Source organism: Burkholderia sp. GbtcB21, from assembly GCF_019091065.1.
GTDB classification, from domain to species: Bacteria; Pseudomonadota; Gammaproteobacteria; order Burkholderiales; family Burkholderiaceae; genus Burkholderia; species Burkholderia pyrrocinia_C.
Genome location: NZ_JAGXKA010000001.1, coordinates 459138 through 475387 on the forward strand (window position 1 = coordinate 459138; position 16250 = coordinate 475387).

The 16250-nt window shown below is 67.9% G+C and carries 13 protein-coding genes; 6 read left to right on the forward strand and 7 right to left on the reverse strand.

Annotated features, from left to right (window positions below; translation table 11 throughout):
- Nucleotides 1-62: 62 nt before the first annotated feature.
- Together KVT39_RS02000 and KVT39_RS02005 are read right to left on the reverse strand one after the other, a co-directional pair.
- Nucleotides 63-695, reverse strand: coding sequence for a LysE family translocator (locus KVT39_RS02000; RefSeq protein WP_034180193.1), 633 nt, complete (start codon nucleotides 693-695; stop codon nucleotides 63-65).
- A gap of 126 nt (nucleotides 696-821) precedes the next feature.
- Nucleotides 822-1718: a LysR family transcriptional regulator gene (locus tag KVT39_RS02005; RefSeq protein ID WP_175747690.1), complete on the reverse strand. Its 897-nt coding sequence runs from the start codon at nucleotides 1716-1718 to the stop codon at nucleotides 822-824.
- A gap of 774 nt (nucleotides 1719-2492) precedes the next feature.
- Here KVT39_RS02005 and KVT39_RS02010 point away from each other — a divergent pair.
- Complete coding sequence (locus KVT39_RS02010; protein WP_006478949.1) at nucleotides 2493-2750, forward strand: hypothetical protein; 258 nt, start codon at nucleotides 2493-2495, stop codon at nucleotides 2748-2750.
- A gap of 270 nt (nucleotides 2751-3020) precedes the next feature.
- Complete coding sequence (locus tag KVT39_RS02015) at nucleotides 3021-3323, forward strand: DUF4148 domain-containing protein (protein ID WP_131948915.1); 303 nt, start codon at nucleotides 3021-3023, stop codon at nucleotides 3321-3323.
- A gap of 97 nt (nucleotides 3324-3420) precedes the next feature.
- Here KVT39_RS02015 and KVT39_RS02020 read toward each other — a convergent pair whose 3' ends face one another.
- Nucleotides 3421-5202 (reverse strand): sensor domain-containing diguanylate cyclase, encoded by a 1782-nt coding sequence (locus tag KVT39_RS02020; protein ID WP_217587450.1) that lies wholly within the window; start codon nucleotides 5200-5202, stop codon nucleotides 3421-3423.
- Nucleotides 5199-6329, reverse strand: a complete 1131-nt coding sequence (locus KVT39_RS02025; protein WP_217587452.1) for a PotD/PotF family extracellular solute-binding protein — start codon at nucleotides 6327-6329, stop codon at nucleotides 5199-5201. The genes KVT39_RS02020 and KVT39_RS02025 overlap by 4 nt, the downstream gene beginning before the upstream one ends.
- A 544-nt stretch (nucleotides 6330-6873) precedes the next feature.
- Between KVT39_RS02025 and KVT39_RS02030 the strand changes: the two genes are divergently transcribed.
- The 4 genes from KVT39_RS02030 to KVT39_RS02045 all read left to right on the forward strand — a co-directional run bounded on the left by KVT39_RS02030 (nucleotide 6874) and on the right by KVT39_RS02045 (nucleotide 11240).
- On the forward strand, nucleotides 6874-8307 hold the full coding sequence (locus KVT39_RS02030) for a PLP-dependent aminotransferase family protein (RefSeq protein ID WP_217587934.1): 1434 nt from the start codon (nucleotides 6874-6876) through the stop codon (nucleotides 8305-8307).
- 101 nt (nucleotides 8308-8408) lie between these two features.
- Entirely contained in the window at nucleotides 8409-8804 is a 396-nt protein-coding gene (locus KVT39_RS02035) for a hypothetical protein (RefSeq protein WP_217587454.1), read from the forward strand.
- Nucleotides 8805-9015: 211 nt separating this feature from the next.
- A complete protein-coding gene (locus KVT39_RS02040; protein ID WP_034180200.1) occupies nucleotides 9016-10800 on the forward strand; it encodes a nitrite/sulfite reductase in 1785 nt (594 codons plus the stop codon).
- Nucleotides 10797-11240: a DUF934 domain-containing protein gene (locus KVT39_RS02045; protein WP_105391948.1), complete on the forward strand. Its 444-nt coding sequence runs from the start codon at nucleotides 10797-10799 to the stop codon at nucleotides 11238-11240. Before KVT39_RS02040 ends, KVT39_RS02045 begins: the two co-directional genes overlap by 4 nt.
- A 79-nt stretch (nucleotides 11241-11319) precedes the next feature.
- Here the strand turns inward: KVT39_RS02045 and KVT39_RS02050 are convergent, their stop codons facing one another.
- The 3 genes from KVT39_RS02050 to KVT39_RS02060 form a co-directional block, all read right to left on the reverse strand.
- Nucleotides 11320-12603: an AcvB/VirJ family lysyl-phosphatidylglycerol hydrolase gene (locus KVT39_RS02050; protein WP_217587456.1), complete on the reverse strand. Its 1284-nt coding sequence runs from the start codon at nucleotides 12601-12603 to the stop codon at nucleotides 11320-11322.
- The gene (gene mprF / locus KVT39_RS02055) at nucleotides 12600-15194 is read right to left on the reverse strand and encodes a bifunctional lysylphosphatidylglycerol flippase/synthetase MprF (RefSeq protein ID WP_217587458.1); all 2595 of its coding nucleotides are present in this window, start codon (nucleotides 15192-15194) and stop codon (nucleotides 12600-12602) included. The genes KVT39_RS02050 and mprF overlap by 4 nt, the downstream gene beginning before the upstream one ends.
- 432 nt (nucleotides 15195-15626) lie before the next feature.
- Nucleotides 15627-16064, reverse strand: a complete 438-nt coding sequence (locus tag KVT39_RS02060; RefSeq protein ID WP_217587460.1) for a hypothetical protein — start codon at nucleotides 16062-16064, stop codon at nucleotides 15627-15629.
- Nucleotides 16065-16250 lie beyond the last annotated feature (186 nt).

A 16250-nucleotide genomic window follows, 5' to 3' on the forward strand; every position in this document is an offset into this window, starting at 1 on the left:
GGATGCTTCCGACGGGACGCAGGGTTGCCGGCTACGGCTGCGCGAACCGCAAGCCGCCCGCTTTAGCGTTGCGATTCCAGCGCGATACGCACCGCCAATCCGGCCAGCACGGTGCCCATCAACCAGCGCTGGACCGACGCCCAAACCGGTCGTCCCGCCAGAAAACCCGCGATGGAACCAGCCAAGCAGGCGATCAGCGCGTTGACGCTGACACTCACCGCGATCTGCACGCAGCCGAGCGCCAGCGATTGCGCGAGCACGCTGCCGTGCCCCGGTGAAATGAACTGCGGCAGCAGCGACAGATACATCACCGCGATCTTCGGATTCGCGAGGTTCGTGACGAAACCCATCGTGAAGAGCCTGACGCGGCTGTCGTGCGGCAACTGCCGGACCTGGAACGCGGAGCGGCCGCCCGGCTTGAGTGCCTGCCACGCCAGGTACGACAGATACAGCGCGCCGGAAAAGCGCAGCACGTCGTACGCATACGGCACGGTCATCACCAGCGCGGTGATGCCCAGCGCCGCGCAAACCATGTAGAAAACGAACCCCAGCGCGACGCCGCCGAGCGACACGAGCCCTGCGCGGCGGCCCTGGCAGATCGAGCGCGAAACCAGGTAGATCATGTTCGGTCCGGGCGTCAGCACCATGCCGAGCGACACGAGTCCGAACGCAAACAGGGTGGGCAAAGCCGGCACGGCAGGCTCCTTCGCGGCAGGGCAGTCAGGGTGACGAGGTTCGAACACTGTATTGCATCTCGATCATCCTCGGCATGAATAAACTGCAAGGCGCCCATGAGCGTTATTCATCTCGCCGGCCGCGCGCTACCTGCCCTTTTTCGAACGCGCCTGAATCGCTTTCGCGGCTTTGGCGCGTTGTGCGTCGACGAGCCTCACGAACTCGTCGGTGACCGCGTTGCCGGCCACGTTCCACGACAACCGCACGGAACGATGCAGCCTCGGCGACAGTTCCAGCACGCGGCCGCCGAACGGTGTGTACGTGAGCGTGATGCGCGGCACGATCGATACGCCCATGCCGGCCTCCGCCATCGAAAGAATGGTGCGCATCTCCACCACGTTGAACGCGGCCCGGAGCGGCGCGCCGCCACGCGCGAAGTAATCCGCGATCACCGGCCCGCACCCTGCCTTCGAGAAAATGAACGGCGCCGCGGACAACTGTTTTGCCGACACGCTCTTGCGGCCGCCGAACATGCCGTCCGGCGCCACCGCGACAAAGTCCTCGTCGAGCAGCGGCAGAGTGTGTGCGAACGTCTTCGTGCCGGCCACCACGCCGATGTCGGCCGTACCGTCGTCGATCCACCCTTCGACTTCGCTGTCCGTGCCTTCGAGCAGCACCGCCGACACGCCCTGGTGCATCTCCTTCAACGCCTCGAGCGCGGGAACGACGAACGCCAGCGAGACGCTCGGCAGCGACGCAACCACCAGCTTGCCTTCGAGCTTGCCGCGCGACAGGCTGAACTGCTGGCGCAGCAGTTGCGCTTCCCGCACCACGCTCTGGACGTACGGCCACAGGCGTTCGCCCGCCGCCGTCAACACCACCGGCTGCCGGTCCCGCCAGAGCAGCTTGACCTGCGTGATGTCCTCCAGCTCGGTCAATGCATGGCTGATCGCGGATTGACTGCGGCTGAGCCGGTCGGCCGCGGCGGTAAGCGAACCGAGTTCGACTACGGCGGCCAGTGCCTGCAACTGGGCAAGCGTCATCGGGTCTCCTTGTTCCGGGGTATGTATGTTTCACATGAGGCTTTGAAGCATCATGAATTATATTGAACCGTTCCGACAGTACCTCAAACGGCACCGCACCCGGCCCCGCGCTGCGCCGCGGTCGAGTCGAACGTCCACGGCAGCGCGCAGGCAAGATGCAGGTTCGATCCGCCGCGTCGATTGCACGCGCACCGACCTGCGCTCGAGAATCCATGTTGAACCACGCCACCGCATTGCTCATGCTTGCCGATACGAACTGCCGGCCTGAATCTGGGCCACGCGCCCGCCGGCCGCACACGAATAGCCGGCACGCCGGCAAGAAATAGCGATCAGCCCGCCGCCATCGATCGCGCATGCGTTCTGAAAGCTGCAAAGCGTAGTATTCGCGGACCCGGCGTATCGCTCCGCCCGACAGCGCGACGATACGTGACCGGCTTTGCTGCTCGCACGCTGACGCCGACGTCAGCGCTGCCCCGTTTTCAAAGGCACGAGATGGAAACCTATGTGTTGCTGGGCTGCGGACTCGGCGTTGGCCTGTTGATCGCCATCTGGGGAATCTGGTCGCTCCGGTAAGCCGTTCAGGCTCCGTTCGTCCGCAAGGAATCCGTAGGGCGACGGATAGGGAATTGTAGTTTCAGGCAGCCCATTTCACCCGATTGCTTCGCAGTCCCATTCAACCGCCCCATCGTCGATACGTCCGCGACGGAAGCGCCATGCGTGACCCGTTCGGCCCCGCGCACTGCCCGGTTCCCCAAGACGCGTTAGACTATTTCGATGGAACAATGCCGTTATTGCCAGAGAATCCGCGATGAATGGGATTGCCACGGGGACGAGTGCCGCCGGGCAATCGCAAAAGCGCTGCGCCGGCAGCGCGCGGGCCTGCCGATGGTGCCCGATCGCATCCGCAACGAACTGCCGTCCGGCGCGCCGACCCAGCAGGTGATCGCCGTTCTGTCGCGCCAGCGCCTGCGCGCGCGCCGCGGCAACGAGGAACGCCGGGAACGCAAGGAAATCGACGACGACGGCGTCTGATCCGGCCGCACCGCGGCCCGCCCGCGTCATTTCCACCTCCGCCGTCCTCCGCCAGTCGCCACCGGGCGCCCGCCCGTATCACCGCGCCCTTGCAAATCCGGCAATACTGAATGGGGACAGGAGATATTTGTCCCGGGATTATTGCCTCCGCGACAACGATCTTTCGCTGAAATCCACGTTTACCCTGAATCGACCGGCGCCTACGATGTAATCAACCGCTTACGACATGGTGTCGAACGCGGAAAGCCAAGACAAACATCGGAGGTCATCATGAAATCGCTCGTTTCCGCAGTCGTTGCCGCTGTCGCCCTGTCCGCCTCGTTCGGCGCATTCGCCCAAAGCACCGTGACCCGCGCCCAGTTGCGCAACGAGCTGGTCCAGCTCGAAAAAGCCGGCTACACGCCGGGCCTGTCGAGCCCGCACTACCCGGCCGACATCCAGGCCGCGCAAGCCCGCGTGCGCGCCGCCGACGACAATACCGGCTACGGTGCGCAACCGGCCGCGACCGTCCAGGGTGGCGCACCGGCCGCCAAGGCGCAAAGCCCGCGCGACTCGGTCTACTTCGGCCACTAAGCCTGCCGCTGCGCGCCCCGCGCGCAGTCCGCACATGCAACGAGCCCGTCCATGACGGGCTCGTTGCGCTTGCATCGCGTGTTTTACCGGCCGGCCGTCACCGGCTGGCGCCCGATGCGACGCGGCCGGCCCCGGCTTCGTCCGGCGCAGCGCCGCCGCCGACCAGGTCCTGATAGCGCACGTACGCGCACTGCGCGGATGCCTTCGCCGCATACATCGCCGCGTCGGCCTTGACGAGCAGTTCCTCGGCCGATGCGCCGTCGGCCGGAAACTCGCTGACGCCGATGCTCGCACCGACGGCCAAGCGCCGGTCGCCGAACTCCAGTTCTTCCGCCATCACGATCTGGATCCGCGACGCGACATCGCCGATCACCGCCGGTGAACGCACGTCCGCAATCAGCACGATGAACTCGTCGCCGCCGAGCCGCGCGACCATGTCACCGTTGCGCAGCACGAGGCTCAACCGCTTCGCGACCGCGACGAGCGTGCGGTCGCCGGCCGAATGCCCGTGCTGGTCGTTGATCTGCTTGAAGCGGTCGAGATCGACGAACATCACGGCCAGCCCTTCGTGCACCGCAGCCGCATGCCGGATCGCGGCATCGAGATGCTCCATGAACAGCAGGCGGTTCGGCAGCTCGGTCAACGGATCGTGGCCGGCAAGGTGCGTGAGCTCCTGCTGCTTCGCGCGCAGCATCGCGACCTGCGTGCGAATCTCGACACGCATGCTGTCGAAACAGCGCGCGAGCACGCCGATCTCGTCGGCACGCCGGACCGGCAGCCGTTCGGCGGCCGGATCGTCGAACACGTGCGTCGCGGCGCGCGCGAGCGCCTGCAGCGGCCGCGTGATCGCGCGCGCGAACAGGATCGCGAGAATCACCGCCATCAGGCTCGATACGAGCACCATCCGGACGATCCGTTCGCCGAGCATGCCGGCCGGCGCGAGCACGTCGGCAAGCGGACGCGCCATCCCGAGCACGACGAAGCGGTTGCCCTTGTCGTGCCCGAACGGCGTGCGCGCGAACGCGAACATCTGCCCCGGCGCGTCGTCTGGCTGCTCGAGGCCATTGAGCGTCACGCTCGTGCGCGTGCTGTCGAACAGCGTACGCGTGACGGCAAAGCGGTCCTGCATCAGCACGCGCAGGCCGCGATCGAAGCCGAACGTCTGCGCCGGGTCGGGATGCACGAGGAAATCGCCCCACTCGTTCGCGAGATACACCGCATAGTCTTCCGGCAGATCGCGTTCGAGCCGGTCGACCACGCGCGACAGTTCGACGTCGACGACCAGCGCGCCGACCGTCTGGCCCGACGTGTCGACGACCGGCGTGCCCACGCGCAGGATCGGCAGCCCTTCGGCCGCGTGCGAACCCGTCTCGTGGTTGATCACGATCGGCGACAGGTAGATATGGCCGGGCTCCGTCGCGAGCGTATCGAATACGTAGGAGAACTGTCCTTTCTCCTGGAATTCGCTTTCCGGCAGCACGACGACGCCACGCGCGTCGCGAACGACGCGGATGTGTTCGAGCCCGAAATGCCCGCTCGCGATCAGGCGAATCTGCAGGTATTCCGGATGATTTCTCATGAAGCTGCAATACACCTGCTCGAGCCGCGTGCGTCGCGCGCTGTCCGGATTGTCGCTGCCCGCGACGAGCGCGGACGACGGCAACTGCGCGAGCACGAGCGCATCGGCGGCAACGTCGGACAGCGCGGTCGTGAAGCGCTGCCCGAGCAGCTGCGTCGACATCAGCAGGCTGTGCTGCGCTTCCTGCACGAGCATCGTGCGGTTCGCGTGATACGCGTAATAGCCGGTCGTGCCGGACGCGATCACACCGATGCACGCGAACAGCACCGACAGCTTCGACGTGAGCCCGAGCCGGATCATTTGTCGAACCGCTCCGGGCGATCGCCCGACACGATGCGGCTCCACAGCGATTCGCGCCGCGCGATGTCCTCGACGGGCTGGAGCCACACGAGATGCTGGTGCCCGGTGTCGAGGCCCGGCGGCGGCTCGAGCGTGTTCGCGAGCCCCTGGCGCTCGGTCAGCAGCGCGCCGATCGCCGGTTCGAGCATGTAGTTGATCCACGCGAACGCGAGCTCGGCATGTTGCGCGCCGCGCGTGACGGCCCAGCAGTCGAGCCACGCAAGCGCGCCTTCGTCCGGGATCACGTAGCCGACGTCCGCGCCGGCGCGACGCAGCAACTCGACCTGCTGCGTGCCGTAGTTGCCGAACATCAGCGCCGCGCGATGCTGGACGAACAGCGCGGTCGCCTCTTCGGGGAGCGTGTAGTACGTCAGCAGGTTGCGGCGCAGGTCGATCAGCTTGCGCGCGACGGCGAGCGTCTGCGCGGGCGACAGGCGGAACGGATCGGGATAGCCGAGCGCCAGCGCCGCGAACGAGAAATTGTGCTGCGCACTGTTGAAGGCGAGCACCTTGCCGCGGTAGCGCGGATTCCACAGCTCGCGCATCGAGCGCGGCGCGGCCGAAACCTGCGTGCGGTCGTAGATCAGCCCCATCGACGAATACGTGAACGGGATCGCGTAGGTCGCGCCGTCCTGCACGAGCCCGCCGATCGTCGCGAGTTGCCGGAAGTTCGGCAACTGCCGCTGCCGGTTCGGGATGCGCGCCAGATCGATCGGCGCGAGCAGACGTTCGTGCGCATAGCGCTGGATCTCGGCCGTGTTCGCGGCCAGCACGTCGTACGGCGGCGGCGCCGCGCCGTGCATCCGCGCCCACAGCGCTTCGTCGGAATCGACGAACGTCACTTCGACACGCACATGAAACCGCGCCTCGAATGCGCTGACGACGTCGCGGTCCGCGTAGCCGGGCCATGCCAGCACGCGCAGCACGTTGTCGTTGACGGTTTCGGGAGAGTCGGCGAAAGCCGGCAGGCCAGACGCAAGCAAGCCGAGTGTCAGGATGACGAACAACGCGCGCACGGCTCCGCGGGCGCGCGTACGCACGCCGATTCCCCTGATCAAGCGGACCCCGTATGAATCGCTCGGCTGCATTCGACCATCCTTTTTCGAGTCGATGCGATATCCCGCAACAAGACCATAAAAAATATGGGCGCGCAATTGGAAATAGCCGCACGCGGCAGGCGTCGCGCATGCAGACATGCGACATGCCCGGCGCCGCGTCGATCCGGAATCGTTGCGGGCGCACGAACGCGGCAAGCCGGGCGATGAATGATCAGAAGAAAGCGCGTTGCCCGATGCTGACTGGTTCGCATTTCGATGACGACGCGATGACGACGCATTGCATGCGTTGCATACCTGCCTGCGGCCGTCGACGCTGATTGCGTCGGTTCGCCCCACTCGCGGAAATGACCGTCAGCGCGATACCGGCCTGAACTTCGCGATCTGCTTCTTCATCACGCGGCTTCCGAGCTACCTGCTGCAGTCGTACGGCTTCTCGCTCGCGTCGCTCGGCACGTGGGGCATGCCGCCCGCGCTTTTCTTTTCGGGCCGCGCATCGGACAATGACCCGCGCCCGCCGGCGCGGCGCCAATCCGGCCCGCGCGCGGCGACGGCGCCCCCCCCCCCGTCCACGCAGATGAAACGCTACGAAACCCTCGCCCACACGATCGCCGACGACATCCGCAACGGCAACCTCGCGGCCGGCACGCGCCTGCCGTCGCTGCGGCAGATCATCGCGCAGCACGGCGTGAGCCAGTCGACGGTGTTTCGCGCGTACTACCAGCTCGAACAGTGGGGGCTGATCCGCGCGCGCGAACGCTCGGGCTACTACGTCGCGCCGGGCGCAACGCCGGGAGCAGGCCCGGCCGCGAAGCGCCGCGCGAGCCGTGCCGGCGCATCGCGCAAGGTCGACATCAGCGACCTCGTGTTCTCCGTACTGGATGCCGCCACGCAGCCCGGCATCGTGCCGCTCGGTTCCGCGTTCCCGGCGCCGCAACTGTTTCCGCTGCCGCGCCTCGCGAAGTCGCTCGCGCAAGCCACGCGGCTCGTCAGCCCGTGGAGCACGGTCGTCGACCTGCCGCCCGGCAACGAGGCGCTGCGCCAGCAGATCGCGCGGCGCTATCTCGCGACCGGCGTGTCGCAGCCGATCGACGAGATCGTCGTCACGAACGGCGCGCTCGAAGCGCTGAACCTGTGCCTGATGGCCGTCACGCGGCCCGGCGACGTCGTCGCCGTCGAGGCGCCCGGCTTCTATGCGGCGCTGCAGGCGATCGAGCGGCTCGACCTGCGCGCGGTCGAGATTCCCGTCGATCCGCGCACGGGCCTCGATCTCGATGCGCTCGCGAACGCGCTCGAGCGGCACGACATCCGAGCGTGCTGGTTCATGACCAATTTCCAGAATCCGACCGGCGTCACGCTGTCCGCCGAAAAAAAGCGCGCGCTCGTCGACATGCTCGCGGCGCGCGAAGTGCCGCTGATCGAGGACGACGTCTACGGCGAGCTGCATTTCGGCCCCGACTATCCGCTGCCGGCGCGCGCGTACGACCAACACGGCCTCGTGATGCACTGCAGTTCGTTCTCGAAGACACTCGCGCCCGGCTACCGGATCGGCTGGGCCGCCGCCGGCCGGTTCGCGGAGAAGGTGCAGCGGCTCAAGCTGATGACGACGCTGTCGGCGAGCATTCCCGCGCAGGCCGGCATCGCGAACTATCTCGAGCACGGCGGCTACGACCGCCATCTGCGCAAGCTGCGCGGCGCGCTGCACACGCAGCTCGACCGGATGGACGACGCGCTGCGGCGCTGGCTGCCGGCCGGCGTCGAGTGGGTGCGGCCCGAAGGCGGGTATTTCCTGTGGCTCGCGTTCCCCGACGCGATCGACGCGATGGAACTGCATCGCCAGGCGATCGCGCGCGGGATCAGCTTCGCGCCGGGGCCGCTGTTTTCGGCCGCGCACGGCTTCGAGCGCTGCGTGCGCGTGAACTTCGGCCATCCGTGGAGCCGCGACATCGAGCGCGCGATCCGCGTGCTCGGCGAGCTGGTCGCGCAGCCGTCGGTTCGCAAGGGCGGTTGACCGCACACGGTGTGCACGGTACGCGCCGTCAGCGTCGCGGCCATGCAGCCAATCCGCGCGCGGGTTACATTGCGAATCTCACCGCCCCTTCACGATTTTTCATGAGCCAACTGCCCTACCTCGATCACGACGCGCTGTTGAAACTGGCGGCCGAAGCCGCGCACGTCACGCAGCCGTGCACGTGCACGAAGACCTCGCTCGCCGGATGGACGAGCCTGCCGCTGTCGCTGCAGGACACGCAGCTGACCGAAGTAGCCACGCTCGCGCCGCCCGGCGATGCGGAGCCGACCTATGCGGAATATCATCCGGCCGGTACGCGCTACGCGTCGGACGACGCGCCGATCGCGCTGCGCCATTTCCCGTACAACCGCTGCAACGTCAGCCGCTGCCGCGCGTGCGGCCGCCTGTTCCTGCGCTATCAGGAAGGCGGCGGCTACTTCATCGACCAGCGCATCCGCGCGCTCGATCCGGCGCTCGTCGTCGACGCCGACGCATAAGACATATCAACCGGCCACGGGCATGCACGACGCATGCCCGGCCCGCCGCGCCGGCGCCGCGCCCGCCATCTGCTGCGCCCTTTTCGCCCCGATCTGCTGCTTGTCCCGCCGCACCGCGTTCCCTACGCTGTCTTCCGTTGCCCGACATCCGTCGCAACGTTCCTCCGAGCCGTGCGCATGCCGCGCCGCGGCTCCTCTCGCGTATCACGTCATGTATCGATATACCGATTTCGACCGGGCGCTCGTGCTGAGCCGCGCCGCCCAGTTTCGCGACCAGCTCGAACGCTGGCAGCACGGCACGCTGAGCGAAGACGCGTTCCGGCCGCTGCGCCTGCAGAACGGCTGGTATGTGCAACGCCACGCGCCGATGCTGCGCGTCGCGGTGCCGTACGGCGAGCTGTCGAGCGCGCAGCTTCGCGTGCTCGCGCGGATCGCGCGCGACTACGACGTGCCCGACGACGCCACCTACCGCGCAGCATGCGACGCGCAGGCATTGCTCGGCACGCTGCGCCTGCCGACCCGCAGCGCGCACTTCACGACGCGCACCAACGTGCAGTTCAACTGGATTCCGCTTGCGAAGGCGGCCGACGTGATGGACCTGCTCGCGACCGTCGACATGCACGGCATCCAGACGAGCGGCAACTGCATCCGTAATATTTCGTGCGACGAGCGCGCGGGCGTCGCGCCTGACGAGATCGCCGATCCGCGCCCGTTCGCCGAAGTGATGCGCCAGTGGACGACGCTGCACCCGGAATTCGCGTTCCTGCCGCGCAAGTTCAAGATCGCGATCACCGGCGCCGCCGAAGACCGCGCGGCGACCGACTGGCACGACGTCGGGCTGAAGCTCGTGCGCGACGATGCGGGCGAGCTCGGCTTTCGCGTGAGCGTCGGCGGCGGGATGGGCCGCACGCCGATGATCGCGACGCTGCTGCGCGCGTTCCTGCCGTGGCGGCACGTGATGAACTACATCGAGGCGATCGTCCGCGTGTACAACCGCTACGGGCGGCGCGACAACAAGTACAAGGCGCGGATCAAGATCCTCGTCAAGACCGAGGGGCAGCGCTACATCGACGACGTCGAGGAGGAGTTCCGCCAGATCGTCGACCATGACGGCGGCCCGCACACGATTGCGCAGGCCGAATTCGATCGCGTCGCCGCATCGTTCGTGCCGCCGCGGCTCAAGCCTCGCACGCTCGACCTGCCCGACGTGAATGCGCACATGTCCGCTCAGGCGAGCCGCCATCCGGCATTCGCGCGCTGGCTCGCGCGCAATGTCGCCGCGCACCGCGATCCGGCGCTGCGCATCGTCACGCTGTCGTTCAAGCGCCGCCTGCAGGCGCCCGGCGACGCGTCGCCCGACCAGCTCGACGCGCTCGCCGATCTCGCCGACCGCTTCTCGGCCGGCGAGGCGCGCGTCACGCACACGCAGAACGTCGTGCTGCCGTGGGTACACGTCGACGACCTGTTCCTGCTGTGGGAGAACGCACGCGCGATCGGGCTCGCCAGCGCGAACGTCGGGCTGCTGACGGACATGATCGCGTGCCCGGGCGGCGACTTCTGCGCGCTCGCGAACGCGCGCTCGATCCCGATCGCCGACGCGATCGCCGAGCGCTTCCAGGATCTCGACCTGCTGCACGACGTCGGCGACATCGACCTGCACATCAGCGGCTGCATCAATTCGTGCGGCCATCATCACAGCGGCCACCTCGGCATCCTCGGCGTCGACAAGGACGGCGCGGAATGGTACCAGGTGACGCTCGGCGGGTCGGACGGCTCGACCGCGAGCGGGCCCGCGCGGCCGGGCAAGGTGATCGGCCCGTCGTTCTCGGCGGACGAGATCGTCGATGTCGTCGACGCGATCGTCAACGCGTATCTCGACGCGCGGATCGATGCGAACGGCCGCAGCGAGCGATTCATCGACACGGTGCGCCGCATCGGCGCGGAACCGTTCAAGGCCGCCGCGAACGACGCGCGCCACCACGCGGAGCATGCATGAAGCCAGCCAGCGACAACCCAAGCACGAACGCACGCATCCGGCTGCTGACGCCGGCCGAACACGCGGGCGATACGCAGGAACACGACGATTCGACGCTGACGATCGGCAACGACGAGGAACTGCCGCCGCTTGCCGCGCGGATCGCGCAGGCCGCGCGCATCGACCTGCAGTTCCCGTCGTTCACCGACGGCCGTGCGTACAGCCAGGCGTACCTGCTGCGCAAGCGCTTCGGCTTCGCCGGCGACCTGCGCGCGACCGGCGACGTGCTGGTCGACCAGCTGCTGCTGATGGAGCGCACGGGGTTTTCGAGCGCGGTGCTCGGCGACGACACGGACATCGCGGCCGCGCGGCGGCAGCTCGACCGGTTTCCGGGCTTCTATCAGCGCGATGCGAGAACGGCAACGCCACCGCAGGACACGGCGACGCAGTCTTCAAAATGAAACGGGCGGCACGCTGGCCGCCCGTACGATGAACCGGAAGCAATCCGGCCGACGCCCGCCGCGAAGCGGGCACCGGCATTCAGCGCGCCGCCACCGGCTTGCCGAACCCGCCGAGGATCTTCTTCTCGAGCGCGATGTAGTCGCGGCCGAAATGGTGATCGCCCTGCGTCTTGATCACGTCGGCGCCCGTGTTCGCGAGCGCCGGACACATCGTGTCCGTCTCTTCCGCGCCATAGAAGCACTGCACGAGCTGCGGCGGCACCTTCGCGATTTCCGGCGCGACCTTCAGCGCGTTGTCGCTCGCGGGCATGCCGAGCCAGCCCGTCACGCGGATCTGGAAATCGGCGGACGGCGCGAAGCCGAGCAGCGACATCACCGCGACCTTGTCGCGCAGGTCGGCCGGCAGCCGGTTGTACGCGAACGGCATCACGTCGGCGCCGAACGAATAGCCGACCAGCGCGACGCGGTTCGCATGCCAGCGCGCCGTGTACGTGCGCATCACGCGCGCGAGATCGCGGCTCACCTGCGCGGGCGGCTTCTCGCTCCAGAAATAGCGCAGGCTGTCGATGCCGACCACCGACACGCCGTCGCGCTGCAGCGCCTCGGCGATCGTCTTGTCGAGATCGCGCCAGCCGCCGTCGCCCGAGATCACGATCGCGAGCCGGCCGCTGCCGCCCTTGGCCGGCAGCTCGACGAGCGGCAGGTCCGACACGTCGAGTTCGTCGCCGCCGCTGCTGCTGTCGCGCAGGTGCGATGTGACCAGCGACACGAGCTTCGTGGAGTCGCCCGCTGCAGCCGTTTCGACGAAACCCGGCATCGCGCGGCGCACGATCGTCGGATCGGGCGGGCACGGTTTGAAGCGCGGATCGAGCTTCGGCGCCGGATTGACCGATACGACGCCGGCGATCGTGTTCTCCGGCGCCATCGCCAGGATCTGCTTCGCGATCGCGCCGCCCCGGCCCACGCCCGCGACGATCGGTGTGAAATAGCGCGACGACTGCGCGAGACGTTCGAGCTGGTGGCTGACCGCCTCGGCGTCGCCGTCGAGGTGATGGCAGGTCTCCTGCTTCGCGGCGAGGTTCGTCGCATAACGCTCGGAATCGACGCCGACCGTCATCGCACCGGCCTTGGCGAGCGCATCGGCGGCCTGCTGATCGGCGGCATTCCAGCCGGCCTCACGCGAGAACAGCACGACGAAACCGCGCAGCGGCCCGCTCGGCTTGGTCACGGTGACGGGTCCGTAGCGGCCGCCCGACACGGTTTCGGCCTTCACGGCGGCCGGCTGCGCGGCGCACGCGGCGCCGGCCAGCATCATTCCCGCGCAGGCGGCTGCCGCCCGCGCGATACCTTTCTTCGACATCATGAACGCCGACCTCCAGCCAGCAATGACAGATCCGCAAGCGTGACGAACACGCCGACCGAGCCCGAGGCCGCGAGGTAACGCGGCTCCCAGTGCGGTTCGAACTTGCTCTTGAATGCGCGCAAGCCGCGGAAGTTGTAGAAGCGGCCGCCGAAGCGCCAGACCATCAGTCCGAGCCGGTGCCACGGCGACGGCATCTTCGCCGCCCCCATCCCCGAGAACGGCGCGATGCCCAGGCTCAGCTTGCGGAAGCCCGCTTCCTTCAGATGCAGCGCGAGCTGCGTAAACAGATACTCCATCGCGTACGGCGACGCGTCCGGCAGATGGCGCATCACGCCAACCGTCGCCTCGGTGTTGAGGTCGGTCGTCATGAACGTGACGAACGCGATCGGCTTGTCGGCCTGCCGCACGAGCATCACCGACTGCGTCGCGAGATAGCCGTCGTGGAACGCGGCAACCGAGAAGCTCTTCTCGCGTGCATCGCGGCTGTCGAGCCAGCCGTCGGAGATGTCGCGCAGCGCCGGCAGCGCGACCGGCACGTCGCCCGGCGCGATCACCTCGACCGTCAGCGCGTCCTTGTCGCCGCGGCGCAGCGCGTAGCGCAGGTGCGAGCGGTTCGAGCCCTTCAGGTCGAACTGGTCGAGCGCGATATGCGCTTCCTCGCCGAGCTTCATCAGCGTGAGCCCCGCGTCGAGATACAGCGGCAGCGCGTTCGCGCGCACCTGGTAGAACGCCGCGCGGCCGCTGTGCGCGTGCGCGAGCGCGATGAACTTGCCGATCAGCGCCGGCCATTCTTCGCGCGGCCCGACCGGGTCGTGCAGCGCGGCCCACGTACGACCGTACTTCGCGTACATCAGGAACGCCTGGCGCGATTCCGAGAACAGGAACGACTTGTCGCCCATCAGCGCGAGGCCCGCATCGCTGCATTCCTGCGCGCGGATGATCCGTTCGGCGTCGAACAGATCCTGCGGCGCGGGCTTCACGAAACGGCCGGGCGCCGGGCGCAGCAGTTGCCACAGCGCGAACAGCGCGACGAACACGCCGGCCGCGAGCGTCGCGCGCAGCGCACGCGGCGCACGCGCGTCGAACGAGAAATGCGACCACAGCTCGCGCGTGTACGGCACGTCACGGAACGCGAAGAACAGCACCCACACGGCCAGCATCAGCACCATCGTCACCGACACGAACCAGCTCACCGTGAAGCGCTCGGCGAGCAGCGACGAATGGCGGTTGAAGCGGCGGCGGCTGACGAGCAGCAGCACCAGCAGCGTGCCGAGCACGCCGGCCTCGACGAACGCGAGACCCTTCGCCAGCGACAGCGCGAGACTCGCGAGCGTCAACGCAAAGGTCATCCACCATGCGCCGTCGAGCCGGCGCAGCAGCCCGCGTGCGACGAACAGCAGCGCGACGCCGAGCACGCTGCAGATCACCTGCGAGCCTTCGAGCACCCACAGCGGCACGAGGTGGCGCAGGATCGCGATCCGGTGCCAGAACGCGGGCGTCGCGCTCGAGATCACCAGCATGCTGCCGACCGCGAACGTCACGAGGCTCAGGAACAGCGGCGCGAGCAGCGACACGCGCGCGGCCTGCCGCGTCACGAGCCGGCGCCGCAGCGCGCGGCCCTCGAAACCGGCCAGCAGGCCGGCCGACAGCACGAGCGGCACGCCGAAGTAGATCGCGCGATACGCGATCAGCGCGGCGACCATCACGTGCGCGGGCACTTCGCGGCCGAGCGTGAACACCATCGCGGCTTCGAACACGCCGATCCCGCCCGGCGTATGGCCGATCATCCCGAGCAGCAGCGCGGCCGCGTACACGGTGATGAAGGTCGGGAAGCCGACCGGCGCGGCCGGCAGCAGCACCCACAGCGTCAGGCCCGCTGCGACGACGTCGAGCACCGCGTAGACGACCTGCATGACGAGATCGCGCCGTGCCGGCACGTCGAACGACAGCCACTTGAAGCGCGTGACGACCGGGCGCGCGGTGTTGCCGCACATGACGACCAGCGCGGCCAGCACCACGAGCAGCGCGGCGCCGCCCCAGGTGAGCACGCCGGGCGCGACGTGCAGCATCGCGGCGAGCGCCTCCGGCACGCAGACCATGCCGACCGCCGTCATCAGCACCATCGCGAGCGCCAGCGTGCCGCTCGTGAACACCGTCATCCGGCCGATCTGCGCGGGCGTGACGCCCGATACGCCGTACACGCGCGCGCGCACCGCGCCGCCCGTCAGCGCGCCGAAGCCGGTCGCATTGCCGAGCGCGGATCCGGCGATTGCGCCGATCCACAGCGCGGCGCGCGGCACCTTCGCGGCGACATAACGCAGGCCGACCGCGTCGCGGGCGACGAGCGCGAGATAGCTGAGCGCCGTCGCGGCCAGCGACGCGCCCCACTCGCCGACGGACATGTGGCGCAACTGGCGGATCACCGACCGGTAGTCGACCGATTCCGACAGGTGCTGGAACACGATGATCAGCAGCAGGCCGATGCCGAACGCGAGCAGCGGCGACAGCACGCGCTCGCTGCGAACCAGCGCCGAGACACGGGCGATCGCCGCCGCGGCACGGCCCGGCGACCCAGGGTGGCGGGAAGACATAGGTTGTTCAGTGGTGGTGCATAGCGAGTCGCGGCGCGGGATGGCCCGGCGGCGATATATCTGGTTGTTCTGCGTGGGCGGTCGGCCGAAGACGGAGGCAGGTGGCGCCTGGATCAGAACTTACGAGTATACGGAATTTATATTACAGAATCTTTCAGGTCCGCATTGTGGGGTTTTGTGGCACGCGGGACGCGTCAACATCGCATCAAAATCGTTCGGCCGATCAACGCAAGGTGCGCATCATACCGGGAACCGGAGCGGTTTTTTCATCTGATGAATAACGGACCGCGCATTTGGGGGAATTTCTCCCGGCCGGGCTGCGCGGGGGAGGACGAATTCGCGAGCGAGCGCGGGGTTTCTGGAATGGGGACGGGTTGATATCCGTTACTTGGGCTCCCTCTTCGCCCGGGTTCATGACCATGCTGCCCCCGATTACTTCGCCCGCTCATGCTCCGCCAACCCGATCGCCTTGTAGTCGTAAGTCGGATAGAACTCCGTCCGGTATGCACCCCAGGCCGTATCCTCGAGCACGCGATTGACCTCGCGCAGCCGCGATGCCGGCAGCCGCAGCACGACGACCTGCCCGATTCCCATCGTCACGGTCCAGCTCACCACTTCGACGCCCGGCGGCGGAAAAGCCTTGTAGAACCCCTGCTTCGCAAGCTGCGCATTCCGCTCGGCGAGCGGGCGCGACTGGTCGTGTTTCAGGAAGACGGTCAGCAGCACCGCGTTGTCGGGCGTCGCGGCGGCCGTGCTCGCCGGCACGGTCGAGGTCTGGGCGATGGCCGACGCGCTCCCGAGCGCGACGGCGGCAACGAGCGACGCGGCTGCAACGAGGGCCCGCGACGGGAAGCGTGGAAATACCGTCATGACGCGACTCCATGGCTTCGTGGATGGAACCGCCATCATGCGCCGCCTCGCAATTCGCCGCAGGCAGGCGACGCAGTCGAATGACGACCGACGAACCGGCCCGCTCGCATAGCACATCGATGAACGCACGCAGCTTCGCCGGCATGTGCTTGCGATATTCGTGCAGCCGCCCGTTCGCCGAAGACC